13 protein-coding genes are annotated in these 12,618 nt (G+C 52.5%); 8 read left to right on the top strand and 5 right to left on the bottom strand.

The window, feature by feature from the left end; genetic code table 11:
- Positions 1-21: 21 nt before the first annotated feature.
- Positions 22-1,272, top strand: a complete 1,251-nt coding sequence (locus GFC06_RS03565; protein ID WP_029139693.1) for an MFS transporter — start codon at positions 22-24, stop codon at positions 1,270-1,272.
- Positions 1,273-1,312: 40 nt separating this feature from the next.
- Here GFC06_RS03565 and cpxA read toward each other — a convergent pair whose 3' ends face one another.
- Complete coding sequence (gene cpxA, locus GFC06_RS03560; protein ID WP_016155210.1) at positions 1,313-2,686, bottom strand: envelope stress sensor histidine kinase CpxA; 1,374 nt, start codon at positions 2,684-2,686, stop codon at positions 1,313-1,315.
- Complete coding sequence (gene cpxR, locus GFC06_RS03555; RefSeq protein WP_006686193.1) at positions 2,683-3,381, bottom strand: envelope stress response regulator transcription factor CpxR; 699 nt, start codon at positions 3,379-3,381, stop codon at positions 2,683-2,685. The genes cpxA and cpxR overlap by 4 nt, the downstream gene beginning before the upstream one ends.
- Before the next feature lie 150 nt (positions 3,382-3,531).
- On the opposite strand from cpxR, the gene cpxP reads away from it, so the two are divergent.
- The 6 genes from cpxP to GFC06_RS03525 all read left to right on the top strand — a co-directional run bounded on the left by cpxP (position 3,532) and on the right by GFC06_RS03525 (position 9,659).
- Positions 3,532-4,032 carry a cell-envelope stress modulator CpxP gene (cpxP, locus tag GFC06_RS03550; protein ID WP_016155211.1) on the top strand — a complete coding sequence of 167 codons (501 nt, stop codon included), beginning with the start codon at positions 3,532-3,534 and terminating at the stop codon, positions 4,030-4,032.
- A 147-nt stretch (positions 4,033-4,179) separates the two neighbouring features.
- On the top strand, positions 4,180-5,082 hold the full coding sequence (fieF, locus tag GFC06_RS03545) for a CDF family cation-efflux transporter FieF (protein WP_016155246.1): 903 nt from the start codon (positions 4,180-4,182) through the stop codon (positions 5,080-5,082).
- 185 nt (positions 5,083-5,267) lie between these two features.
- Positions 5,268-6,230 (top strand): 6-phosphofructokinase, encoded by a 963-nt coding sequence (gene pfkA / locus GFC06_RS03540; protein WP_003028778.1) that lies wholly within the window; start codon positions 5,268-5,270, stop codon positions 6,228-6,230.
- Positions 6,231-6,437: 207 nt separating this feature from the next.
- Positions 6,438-7,427, top strand: a complete 990-nt coding sequence (gene sbp, locus GFC06_RS03535) for a sulfate/thiosulfate ABC transporter substrate-binding protein Sbp (protein WP_016155247.1) — start codon at positions 6,438-6,440, stop codon at positions 7,425-7,427.
- Positions 7,428-7,531: 104 nt separating this feature from the next.
- On the top strand, positions 7,532-8,281 hold the full coding sequence (locus GFC06_RS03530) for a CDP-diacylglycerol diphosphatase (protein WP_019077918.1): 750 nt from the start codon (positions 7,532-7,534) through the stop codon (positions 8,279-8,281).
- A 73-nt stretch (positions 8,282-8,354) separates the two neighbouring features.
- The gene (locus GFC06_RS03525; protein WP_153689840.1) at positions 8,355-9,659 is read left to right on the top strand and encodes an SLC13 family permease; all 1,305 of its coding nucleotides are present in this window, start codon (positions 8,355-8,357) and stop codon (positions 9,657-9,659) included.
- A gap of 82 nt (positions 9,660-9,741) precedes the next feature.
- On the opposite strand, the gene tpiA is transcribed toward GFC06_RS03525, so the two are convergent.
- Positions 9,742-10,509, bottom strand: coding sequence for a triose-phosphate isomerase (tpiA, locus tag GFC06_RS03520; protein WP_153689839.1), 768 nt, complete (start codon positions 10,507-10,509; stop codon positions 9,742-9,744).
- 111 nt (positions 10,510-10,620) lie between these two features.
- Complete coding sequence (locus GFC06_RS03515; protein WP_049282363.1) at positions 10,621-11,217, bottom strand: YiiQ family protein; 597 nt, start codon at positions 11,215-11,217, stop codon at positions 10,621-10,623.
- Positions 11,218-11,317: 100 nt separating this feature from the next.
- Here GFC06_RS03515 and GFC06_RS03510 point away from each other — a divergent pair, with 100 nt between their 5' ends.
- Positions 11,318-11,749, top strand: a complete 432-nt coding sequence (locus tag GFC06_RS03510) for a DUF805 domain-containing protein (RefSeq protein ID WP_016155251.1) — start codon at positions 11,318-11,320, stop codon at positions 11,747-11,749.
- A 38-nt stretch (positions 11,750-11,787) separates the two neighbouring features.
- Here GFC06_RS03510 and fpr read toward each other — a convergent pair whose 3' ends face one another.
- Positions 11,788-12,534 (bottom strand): ferredoxin--NADP(+) reductase, encoded by a 747-nt coding sequence (gene fpr, locus GFC06_RS03505; RefSeq protein WP_049282365.1) that lies wholly within the window; start codon positions 12,532-12,534, stop codon positions 11,788-11,790.
- Positions 12,535-12,618 lie beyond the last annotated feature (84 nt).

Raw genomic sequence — 12,618 nt, 5'->3', positions numbered from 1 at the left:
AATGAGGGTTTAATTATGTTCATGAATAAATGGGCAAGGCTCTGTTTTTTAATTTTAGGCGGCGGCACAATATTCAAACTTTCAAGTATGAAAGACGTTTTCTATGTGCCAATGCAAAGTGACTGGGGTTTAACCAATACGCAAATTGGTTTAAGTTTTACCGTTTATACGATTGTTCAGACAACCGGGCTTTTTCTGTCGCTCTATATCGCAGACCGTTATTCCAAGAAAATATTATTACCATTTGGTCTGATCGGCGTTGGACTATGCGGTTTATATTTGGCGACGCTACCGTCATTTACCGGTTATCTTATTTGCTTTGCCGCAATGGCGTTCTTTGCCGATGTGGTTTATTGGCCGGTGTTATTGAAAGCTGTGCGTCTGCTAGGTACGCAAGAAGAACAAGGGCGCATGTTTGGCTTTTTAGAAGCCGGACGTGGCGTGGTGGATGTTATCGTCGCTTCTGGCGCTCTGTTTGTTTTCGTCCAGTTTGGTGAAGGTAAAGCGGGGATGCAGGCGGGTCTGTTGTTTTATACGCTAATTACGCTGGCTGCGGGCGTTCTCACTTACTTTATTGTCGATGATGACAAAGTGAAAGGCGGCGAGAAAACCAGTGCCAACATGGAAGTCTTAAAGGGTATCAAACATGTGTTGTCCTGCCCTAACGTCTGGCTGGCTTCTTTAGGGATTTTCTTTGTTTACGCCGCGTACTGTGGCCTGACTTACTTCATCCCATTCTTAAAAGATATCTACATGCTGCCGGTAGCGCTCGTCGGCGCGTACGGCATCATCAACCAGTATGCATTGAAAATGGTGGGAGGGCCGATTGGTGGGCTGCTGGCGGATAAGGTTGCTAAATCACCTACGGTTTACCTGAAGTGGACGTTTCTGATCTCTGCTGCTGCTATGGTTGTTTTTATGCTGTTGCCACATCAAACGATGAATGTGTATATCGGTATGGCGGCGACGCTAGGATTTGGGGCGATTATTTTCTCACAGCGCGCCATTTTCTTTGCACCAATGGATGAGATTGGTACCCCGCGTGAATATGCCGGTTCGGCGATGGCATTTGGCTGTATCATCGGTTATATGCCCGCCATGTTTGCGTATACGTTATACGGCTATTTACTGGATACCAATAGCGGCATCACGGGCTATAACTATGTCTTTAGCGTGATGATTGCATTCAGCTTAATGGGCTTTATCTGTTCGACCATTCTGGTGAAGCGGATTAAAAAGCAAAAGCTAGCGGCTGCGACTGTGGCAGCATAATGTGAGAACTTCCCCGGTACGACGTTACCGGGGAAGCCTGTTAAGCGCGTTTATACAGCGGCAACCAAATTACCAGCCGTAAACCACCCAGCGGGCTGTCTTCGGCTTTCACCCAGCCACGATGCTGTTGGATTGCGGTTTCAACAATCGCCAGACCCAGACCTGTTCCGCCAGACTCGCGATCGCGCGCCTCATCGGTACGATAGAACGGACGGAAAATCTGTTCTCGGTCTTCAGGGCTAACGCCCGGGCCATCGTCGTCGACAGTGATGGTAATCCCATCGATATCCACCGCGAAGCCAACTTCAATCTGAGTGTGTGAATAACGCAGGGCGTTGCGCACAATGTTTTCCAGCGCGCTTTCCAGCGCATTTGGGTTGCCGTACAGCGGCCACGGGCCCGGCGGGAAATTCACCGTGAGTGATTTACCCATCTGCTCGGCTTCAAAGGCGGCGTTATCCAGCACTTCGCCCCACAGCTGATTGGCTTTCACCGTTTCACTGACCAGCGCGTTTTTCTGCTGATTGCGTGACATCACCAGCAGGTCGTTGATCATGCTGTCCAGTCGATGTGCTTCTGTTTCAATACGCTCCAGCTCTTTGCTTTCACCGCTACGACGGCGCAGCAGCGCGGTGCCCAACTGCAGACGCGTCAACGGCGTTCTCAACTCGTGGGAGATGTCCGACAGCAGGCGTTGCTGCGAGGTCATCATTCGCTCCAGCGCCGTCACCATCTGGTTAAAGCTGGCGCCTGCCGCCAGAAACTCCTGCGGACCGGCTTCCAGTTCCGGATGCTGACGCAGGTTGCCCTGGGCCACTTCATCTGCCGCGTTTTTCAACTTACGCGCCGGTTTCGCCAGACTCCAGGCAAGCCAGAGCAGTAGCGGAGAGCTGACTAACATGGTGACAATCAGCAACAACAGCGGTCGGTCGAACAACAGATTGATAAAGTCAGATTGTGAGCTGCTGGCAGGTCGAATGAGATACAGCTGGTAGTTATCTTCGCCGTCTCTGACGGAGAAAGGCCCGACCATCTCAACGCGACCGTATTTTTTCTTTTGCGGATGGTCGGCGTTATCAGCCTGACCAATAAAGTTACGAATGATCTGCATTTCGTTGCGTTCTGCGCCGATCACGCGTCCTTCCGTCGTAACAAGCAATAACCGCTGTCCTGGCGGCGCCCACTTGTCTATCGCCCGAAACAAGCGACGCCACCACATCAAATCGTTGGGTGGATCGTTCGCCAGTTCAGCTTCAACGTGTTGCTCAATCATCAACCCCTGGCGCTGCTCGCTGTCCAGTAGCTCGGTCATCTGGCGTGAATCAAGCTTGGGTAACATCAGTACCAACATCAACACCAGTGCCAGCGTCAACCAGAAGATGGCAAAGATGCGTGCGGTTAAGCTCCCTATCATGAAGCGGAGACCATCAGGTAGCCGCGACCGCGCAGGGTTTTAAACCACGGGTGTCCGTCTTTACGTTCTGGCAGCTTACGACGCAGGTTCGAGATATGCATGTCGATCGCGCGATCAAAAGGCGTCAGGCGTTTGCCCAGCACTTCCTGGCTCAGGTGTTCACGCGAAACCACCTGACCGAGATGCTGTGCCAGCAAATAGAGCAGGGTGAATTCGGTGCCGGTTAATTCCAGGGTTTGCCCGTCAAAGCTGGCTTCCTGGCGACCCGGATTAAGGCTTAACGCATCCACTTCCAGAGTCGGCGAACCGTTGTCGCTGTTCTGCTGCTGTTCGCTCCAGTGTGAGCGACGCAAAATAGCGCGGATGCGCGCGACCAGTTCACGGTCGTTAAACGGTTTGGGTAAATAGTCGTCCGCGCCCAGCTCAAGGCCAAGTACGCGATCCAATTCGCTGCCGCGAGCGGTCAGCATGATTACGGGTGTCTGGTGTGTCTGACGAAGTGCTTTCAGCGTATCAATGCCATTTTTCTTCGGCATCATGACGTCGAGCAAAAGTAAATCGATGCTGTCATCCAGAAGCTCAAGTGCCTGTTCCCCATCATAGGCAACCAGCACATCGAAACCTTCCATTTCGAGCAACTCCTTTAACAGGGAAGTCAGCTCTCGGTCATCATCAACTAACAGGATTTTATTCATTGTTTACGTACCTCCGAGGCAGAAATTACGTCATCAGGCGTCGCTAATCTATGACTTTACGTTGTTTTACACCCCCTGACGCATGTTTGCAGCCCGAATCGTAAACTGTCTCTCGTTGAATCGCGACAGAAAAGATTTTGGGAGCAAGTGATGGGCAAAGTTACCGCTGCCGTCATGGCCTCAACGCTGGCACTGAGTACTTTAAGCCATGCAGCTGAAGTCGTCACAGGCGATCACTGGCACCTGGGTGAAGGCTCCGCGCAACGCAGCGTTCAGAGCCACATGTTCGACGGTATCAGTTTAACCGAACATCAACGTCAACAGATGCGAGATTTAATGCAGCAGGCAAGACACGAACAGCCTCCTGTTAATGTTAGCGAAATGGAGACAATGCATCGCCTTGTCACCGCAGAGAAATTTGATGAACGCGCTGTGCGCGCTCAGGCAGAAAGAATGGCGCAAGAACAGGTTGCCCGCCAGGTTGAAATAGCCAAGGTTCGCAACCAGATGTATCGCCTGTTAACGCCCGAGCAGCAAGCGGTTTTAAATGAGAGACATGAACAACGAATGGAGCAACTGCGCGACGTAGCGCACTGGAAAAAAAGCTCATCGTTGAATTTATTGAGTAGTAGCAACTCACGTTCCCAGTAGTAACCCTGTTTTCCTTGCCATAGACACCATCCCTGTCTTCCCCCACATGATGTGGGGGTTTTTTTTGCCCAAAATTTGTCACTCGGTTATTGCCTGACTGTTTTACTTCATCCGTTATACTAGCGGCATATCATGGCAGGAGTGTTTATGAATCAAACCTATGGGCGGCTGGTTAGCCGGGCGGCTATCGCGGCGACCGTGATGGCATCGCTGTTACTTTTGATCAAGATTTTTGCGTGGTGGTACACCGGATCGGTCAGTATTCTGGCAGCGCTGGTGGATTCTTTGGTGGACATCGCCGCGTCGTTAACCAACCTGTTGGTGGTGCGCTATTCTTTGCAACCGGCCGATGATGAACATACGTTCGGACACGGAAAAGCGGAATCGCTGGCGGCGCTGGCGCAAAGCATGTTTATTTCCGGTTCGGCGCTGTTTTTATTCCTGACCGGGATTCAGCATCTCATCCAACCCACGCCAATGAAAGATCCTGGCGTCGGGGTGGTTGTCACCATCATTGCGTTAGTGTGTACAATCATTCTGGTCTCGTTTCAGCGCTGGGTGGTGAAGCGCACGCAAAGTCAGGCCGTTAGGGCGGATATGCTTCATTATCAGTCTGATGTTATGATGAACGGTGCGATTCTCGTGGCGCTTGGGCTGGCATGGTACGGCTGGCATCGCGCAGATGCCTTGTTTGCGCTCGGGATTGGCATCTATATTTTATATAGTGCATTACGCATGGGTTATGAGGCGGTACAGTCTTTGCTGGATCGCGCTTTACCCGATGAAGAACGTCAGGAAATTATTGATATTGTGACGTCCTGGCCTGGAGTCAGCGGCGCTCACGATCTTCGCACGCGGCAGTCAGGGCCGACCCGCTTTATTCAGATTCATTTGGAAATGGAAGATAATCTGCCGCTCGTTCAGGCGCATTTAGTGGCTGAACAGGTAGAGCAGGCAATTTTACGGCGTTTCCCGGGATCGGATGTCATCATTCATCAGGATCCCTGTTCGGTCGTACCCAAGGAAGGCAAGATGTTTGAGCTTTTATAATTCGTTGTAAAAAAAGTGAACCGGGCCAGCATTTTGTGTATAAATTACCACCATTTGGCCTGACCTGAATCAATTCAGCAGGAAGTGATTGTTATACTATCTGCATATTCGTTGGATCGTTTCGATATGCGGAATCGACTTCCGGCAGCAGATTTCATTTTGCATTCCAAAGTTCAGAGGTAGTCATGATTAAGAAAATCGGTGTGTTGACAAGCGGCGGTGATGCGCCGGGCATGAACGCAGCAATCCGTGGTGTTGTACGTGCAGCGTTGACGGAAGGGCTGGAAGTCATGGGGATCCATGATGGCTACCTGGGTTTGTATGAAGACCGTATGGTTCAACTTGACCGCTACAGCGTGTCCGACATGATCAACCGTGGCGGTACATTCCTCGGTTCTGCCCGCTTCCCGGAATTCCGCGACGAAAACGTGCGTGCCGTGGCTATCGAAAACCTGAAAAAGCGAGGCATTGACGCACTGGTTGTTATCGGTGGTGACGGTTCATACATGGGGGCAAAACGCCTGACTGAAATGGGCTTCCCATGCATCGGTCTGCCTGGCACTATCGACAACGATATCAAAGGCACCGACTACACCATCGGTTATTTCACCGCTCTGGGTACCGTAGTCGAAGCGATTGACCGTCTGCGTGATACCTCTTCTTCTCACCAGCGTATTTCCATCGTTGAAGTGATGGGCCGCTACTGTGGCGATCTGACCCTGGCGGCTGCCATTGCTGGTGGCTGTGAGTTTGTGGTGGTTCCGGAAGTGGAATTCAGCCGTGACGATCTGGTTGCTGAAATCAAAGCAGGCATCGCGAAAGGTAAAAAACACGCGATTGTGGCGATCACTGAGCACATGTGTGACGTTGACGAACTGGCGCATTACATCGAGAAAGAAACGGGTCGTGAAACGCGCTCAACCGTACTGGGTCACATCCAGCGTGGTGGTTCTCCGGTGCCCTACGACCGTATCCTGGCGTCCCGTATGGGCGCATATGCCATTGAACTGCTGTTGGCCGGTCACGGCGGTCGCTGTGTAGGTATTCAGAACGAGCAACTGGTTCACCACGACATCATCGACGCGATTGAAAACATGAAGCGTCCGTTCAAAGGTGACTGGCTGGACTGCGCGAAAAAACTGTACTGATTGTTTTTTCCGCGCCTGATGGCGCTAAGCGCATCAGGCCTACAGGTTGTAAAGACTTGTAGGCCTGATGAGCCGCTAACCACCATTCGGCACAATTCCCCCGCATTTATTCCCCCAAGTTATAGCAAATTTTTTTTTATTCTTTAATGTTTGAATACCTTTCTGGCACGCTTTGCTCATCACAACACCACATAAGAGAGCTGGGCGATGAACAAATGGGGCGTAGGGTTAACATTATTGCTGGCATCGACCAGCGTTCTGGCAAAGGATATTCAGTTACTTAACGTATCGTACGATCCAACGCGTGAATTGTACGAGCAGTACAATAAGGCCTTTAGCGCGCACTGGAAGCAGGAAACGGGCGACAACGTCGTGATCCGCCAGTCGCATGGCGGTTCGGGTAAACAAGCGACCTCCGTCATTAACGGCATTGAAGCCGATGTCGTGACGCTGGCGCTGGCTTACGATGTGGATGCCATTGCTGAACGTGGTCGTATCGATAAAAACTGGATTAAGCGTCTGCCGGATAACTCCGCGCCATACACCTCCACCATCGTTTTCCTGGTCCGCAAAGGCAACCCCAAACAAATTCATGACTGGAACGATCTGATCAAACCAGGCGTGTCGGTCATTACGCCAAACCCGAAAAGCTCAGGCGGCGCACGCTGGAACTATCTGGCGGCATGGGGCTACGCCTTGCACCACAACAACAACGATCAGGCCAAGGCACAAGACTTCGTGAAGGCCCTGTATAAGAATGTTGAAGTGCTGGACTCCGGTGCGCGTGGCTCAACCAATACCTTCGTTGAGCGCGGTATCGGTGATGTGCTGATCGCCTGGGAAAACGAAGCCCTGCTGGCGACAAACGAGCTGGGCAAAGACAAATTCGAGATAGTGACGCCGAGTGAATCTATCCTCGCGGAACCGACCGTTTCCGTGGTCGACAAAGTAGTGGAAAAGAAAGACACCAAAACGGTGGCGGAAGCCTACCTGAAATATCTCTATTCTCCGGAAGGTCAGGAAATTGCAGCGAAAAACTACTATCGTCCGCGTGATGCAGACGTTGCGAAGAAATACGAAAATGCATTTCCGAAGCTGAAACTGTTCACCATCGACGAAGAGTTTGGCGGCTGGACGAAAGCGCAGAAAGAGCACTTCTCAAACGGTGGTACGTTTGACCAGATCAGCAAGCGCTAAATAAGTCTGTGATTTACCGACCCGGTGGCATAACGCGACCGGGTTTTTTATTTGTCATGGTTTTGCGTTACTCTTGCCCTTCAATGAGATACAGGGAACGCGTAATGAAAAAAGCAGGCTATCTTTTACTGGCGGTGATTGTAGTCGCCGCTGCTGCAGGTATCGGGTACTGGAAATTCACCGGTAACCCGGACGCATTACGCCAGATTGTTCTTCAGCAATGCCTGCCGCACCAGTTGCAGCAGCAGGATCCCACGCCGTGCGCCGAAGTGAAGCCGGATGCCGGATATGTGGTGTTCAAAGATCGTAACGGCCCACTGCAATACCTGTTGATGCCGACCTGGCGCATCAACGGAACGGAAAGCCCGCTGCTGCTGAAATCAGGGACGCCGAACTTTTTCTGGCTGGCCTGGCAGGCGCGCAGCTTTATGAGCCAAAAATACGGTCAGGAAATCCCTGACAAAGCGGTATCGCTGACCATTAACTCGCGTAGCGGGCGTACGCAAAATCATCTGCATATTCATATCTCCTGCCTGCGAACCGATGTCCGAAAACAGCTGGATGACAATCTGGCGAAAATCAGCACTCGTTGGCTGCCATTACCGGGTGGGCTGCGCGGTCATGAATATCTGGCGCGTCGCGTCACGGAAAATGAACTGGCGCAACGCAGCCCGTTTATGATGCTGGCAGAAGAGGTGCCGGATGCGCGTGAGCACATGGGCAGCTATGCGCTGGCGATGGTGCGTCAGAGCGATGAGTCCTTTGTCCTGCTGGCGACCCAGCGCAATCTGTTGTCGCTCAATCTCGCCTCCGCTGAGGAAATTCAGGATCATCAATGTGATATTCTGCGTTAACCCCACCTAATCTGGCATTTACTCCGCATGTCTGTCCCCGTATTCTTGTTGAAAAAAACAACAGGAGACAGGCATGTCGCTCTGGCTTACACACCCTTTGTTTATCCCCTCTCTGGTGGTTGGCATTACTATCCTGCTCTGGGCGACGTCGCTACTGCCGGAGTTTATAACGGCGCTGCTGTTCTTTGCCGTAGCAATGGTCGCCAAAATCGCACCTGCGGATGTGATCTTTGGCGGATTTGCGTCTTCGGCATTCTGGCTGGTCTTTAGTGGTTTTGTGCTGGGTATCGCGATTCGCAAAACGGGGTTGGCGGACAGGGCGGCGAGAGCGCTGTCATCGCGATTGACCGATTCCTGGCCGTTAATGGTGGCGAGTGTGGTGCTGCTCAGTTACGCGCTGGCGTTTGTGATGCCGTCCAATATGGGGCGTATTGCGCTGCTGATGCCGATTGTTGCCGCAATGGCGAAGCGTGCCGGAATTAACGAGGGTACGCGCGCCTGGTATGGTCTGGCGCTGGCCGTCGGGTTTGGGACGTTCCAGCTTTCCGCGACGATTTTACCCGCTAACGTGCCAAATCTGGTAATGAGCGGCGCGGCGGAAGGCTCTTACGGCATCCACCTCAATTATCTTCCCTATTTGCTGCTGCATACGCCGGTTCTGGGCTGGCTTAAAGGCGCGGTGCTCATCATGCTTATCTGCTGGCTGTTCCCTGGCAAGCCCCACGCACCGCGCGATCTCACGCCAGCGGAACCAATGAGCCGGGATGAAAAACGTCTGGCCTGGATGTTAGCAGTGGTGCTGCTGCTGTGGGTAAGTGAAAGCTGGCACGGTATAGGGCCTGCGTGGACCGGGTTGGCGGCAGCGGTTATCACGCTGCTACCACGGATTGGTTTTATCAATGGCGACGAGTTTTCCTCCGGGGTAAATATCAGGACCTGCATTTACGTGGCGGGGATTCTGGGGTTGGCAATCACCGTTACCCAGACCGGCATTGGCAGTGCAGTGGGCGAGGCGCTGTTACAGGTGATGCCGCTGGATGCGGAAAAACCATTTACCAGCTTTCTCGCGCTGACCGGCATTACCACCGCACTCAATTTTATTATGACGGCGAACGGCGTTCCGGCGCTATATACCACTCTGGCGCAAAATTTTGCCGATGCGACTGGGTTCCCGCTGCTGTCGGTAATTATGATTCAGGTATTGGGGTATTCCACACCGCTACTGCCGTATCAGGCTTCGCCGATTGTGGTGGCGATGGCGCTTGGGAAAGTGCCTGCGAGGGCGGGGATGCTGCTGTGTATCGCGCTGGCGACGGCAACATATCTGCTTCTTCTGCCGCTGGATTATCTGTGGTTTAGCGTGTTGGGTAAGTTGTAAAAAAAAGCCCGGTAGCGCTAACGCTTACCGGGCCTACAGTCTTGGAGGACGGGTCAGCGAAGCGCTACCCGCCTCAACAGCATTACGCCTGTTTAGCCGCTTCTGCTGCTTTAATGATGACCGCGAAGGCATCTGCTTTCAGAGAAGCACCGCCAACCAGCGCGCCATCAATATCCGGCTGAGCGAACAGTTCTGCTGCGTTCGCTGCGTTTACGGAACCGCCGTACTGGATGATAACTTGTTCAGCGATTTTCGCGTCAGCTTTAGCAATGTGGTCACGAATGAATTTGTGAACAGCCTGAGCCTGAGCAGGAGTTGCAGATTTACCGGTACCGATAGCCCATACTGGTTCGTAAGCGATAACGACGCCTTCGAATGCTGCCGCGCCCTGAGTTTTCAGAACGGCGTCGATCTGACGTGCACAGACTTCTTCAGTTTTGCCCGCTTCGTTTTCTGCTTCGGTTTCACCGATGCACAGAACCGGAGTCAGACCTTGTTCTTTCAGCACGGCGAATTTTTTAGCGATCAGCTCGTCAGACTCTTTGTGGTAAGTACGACGCTCAGAGTGACCGATAATGATGTACTGCGCGCCGATATCTTTCAGCATTTCAGCACTTGTTTCACCGGTAAATGCGCCAGACAGGTTCAGGTCAACGTTCTGCGCGCCCAGGATAATGTGGCTACCGGCAGCGGCGTGTTTCGCCAGGTCGATATACATTTCCGGCGGAGCGATTGCTACTGCACAGCCAGCAACGCCAGCCAGTTCTTTACGCAGATTAGCAACCAGTTCGTTTACCATGTGGCGGCTGCCGTTCAGTTTCCAGTTACCCATCACTAAAGGATGTCGCATTTCATTTCTCCACGCTTGTCAGCGAATTAAGGAATATGGCCGCCCGTCAGGGCAGCATGGTCTGTGAAACAGTATAGAGATTCGTCTGCGGAAAGGCTTTGCTTTTTGTCATCAATTCGCCTTCTCAAGACTATCTGATAGTGCCAGCTTAATCGGTTCAACAGCGAAGGTCAGCCCTTTTTCACCGTTATCTGCCACAACATAGCGAATTGCGCCTTCTGTTTCGGCGTAATAGTGTTTACCTTTGCCGGCAGCGAGCAGTTTTTGCAGCTTTTTCTGGCTCTGCTCTTTCGTCAGTAGCGGCGCGACGGTACGAATGACGGCGGTCATGTATTCCAGCGCTTTCGCTTTGGCCGCCTTTTGTTCTGGTCCCTGAATCGGCAACCAGGTTATCTGCATACTTTTGATTTTTAGCGTGCCGCGCTCAAGGGCGGAGGACGCATACAGGTTTTCATTGATTTTACTGGCCGCGCGGGTGAGGTTTGCCCGATCGCGGCTGCTGTCGATGGCGCGGAACTCATTCAGGATAAGCTTCGGATTCTGCGTATTAAAGTTTTCGCGAAACTGGCTAATCGACAGGTCAAAGGTCGGCGCACCCGCCAGTAAATAGGGGGCCGTGGTTGCCGTCGATGGCTCTTCCGCCCGTGCCGCAACGCTCGCGGTGAAGGCTGAAAACAATAATAAAAACAGTGTAAATCCTTGCTTCATCAATCGTACCTTTCGTTATGACTGCTCACGATTAAAACGGTAACTGTCGGGCTTGTCAAAAGGGTAAACTGTTCTGGAAGGTAATAATAAAGGAACTTACATGACCATACAGCAGTGGTTATTCTCATTTAAAGGGCGCATCGGGCGCCGTGATTTCTGGATTTGGATAGGTCTGTGGATCGTCGGAATGCTGGTTCTGTTCTCGCTGGCGAGCAAGCAATTACTCGATATTCAGACTGCGGCATTTTGTCTGGTTTGTCTGCTATGGCCGACGGCGGCAGTGACGGTAAAACGCCTGCACGATCGGGGTCGTTCTGGAGCGTGGGCGCTGCTGATGATTTTGGCGTGGATGCTGCTGGCCGGAAATTGGACGATGTTACCCGGCGTCTGGCAATGGGCGGTTGGTCGCTTTGTTCCGACGCTCATTCTGGTCGGTATGCTTATCGATCTGGGCGCGTTCGTTGGCACCCAGGACGAAAATAAATATGGTAAGGATACGCAGGACGTAAAGTACAAAGCCGAGCGCCAGTAGTTGTCGACCGGAGAAGCGCAAGCGCCTCCCGGCAACCCTCACCAGTAGTGCTCAGCAGTCATATGGCCCGGTCGACGGCGCAGGTGTTTGGTCATCTGCCGGGTCTCTTTCAGCAGTTGCTGCGTGTCGCGTACCATTTGTGGATTTCCGCACAGCATCACATGGCTGGTTTCTTTATCCATTGGCAGCCCTACCGCCTTTTCCAGTTCACCGCTGTCAATCAGCGCCGGTACACGCCCGGTCAGCGAATCTACGGCTGTCTCACGGCTAACAACCGTCTGGATGCGTAATTTACCTTCGTAGCGCTTTTCCAGCGCCTGCATCAATGGCAGGTAGCTCAAATCGGCGGTATAGCGTGCGGCGTGGACCAGCACCAGATTTTTAAAGCGACCCAGATCTTTGCCTAGTTGCAGAATCGACAAATACGGGCCGATAGCCGTGCCGGTTGCCAGCATCCATAGCGTTTCGCAATCAGGGACTTCATCCAGCACGAAGAAACCAGCGGCCTCACTCACCACCTGAACTTCATCGCCAGGCTTTAGCGCCGCCAGTTGAGGGCTGAGTTTGCCGTCGGGAACCGTCACCAGATAAAATTCTAAGTCGGGGTTATCGGGCGCATTCACGTAGGAATAGGCGCGCTGGACGCGCTCACCGTCGATCTCAAGGCCAAGCTTGGTGAACTGACCTGCAGTGAAAGGAAGAACCGGAGCTCGCACGGTCAAACTAAACAGGGCATCGGTCCAGTTCTGCACCTTTGTGACTTTGCCTGTTACCCAATCTGCCATGGTTTTCTCCTGTCTGCTTTGATTGCCTTATCTTCGTTCGTTGGACGAAAGATTTCCAGCCCGGATGGGCTGGAAGGCTCTATT

The sequence above is a fragment of the Citrobacter braakii genome (assembly GCF_009648935.1).
Taxonomy (GTDB): Bacteria; Pseudomonadota; Gammaproteobacteria; order Enterobacterales; family Enterobacteriaceae; genus Citrobacter; species Citrobacter braakii.
Note: the sequence above shows the minus strand (reverse complement) of the source record. Positions and strands in the feature narration are given on the sequence as shown.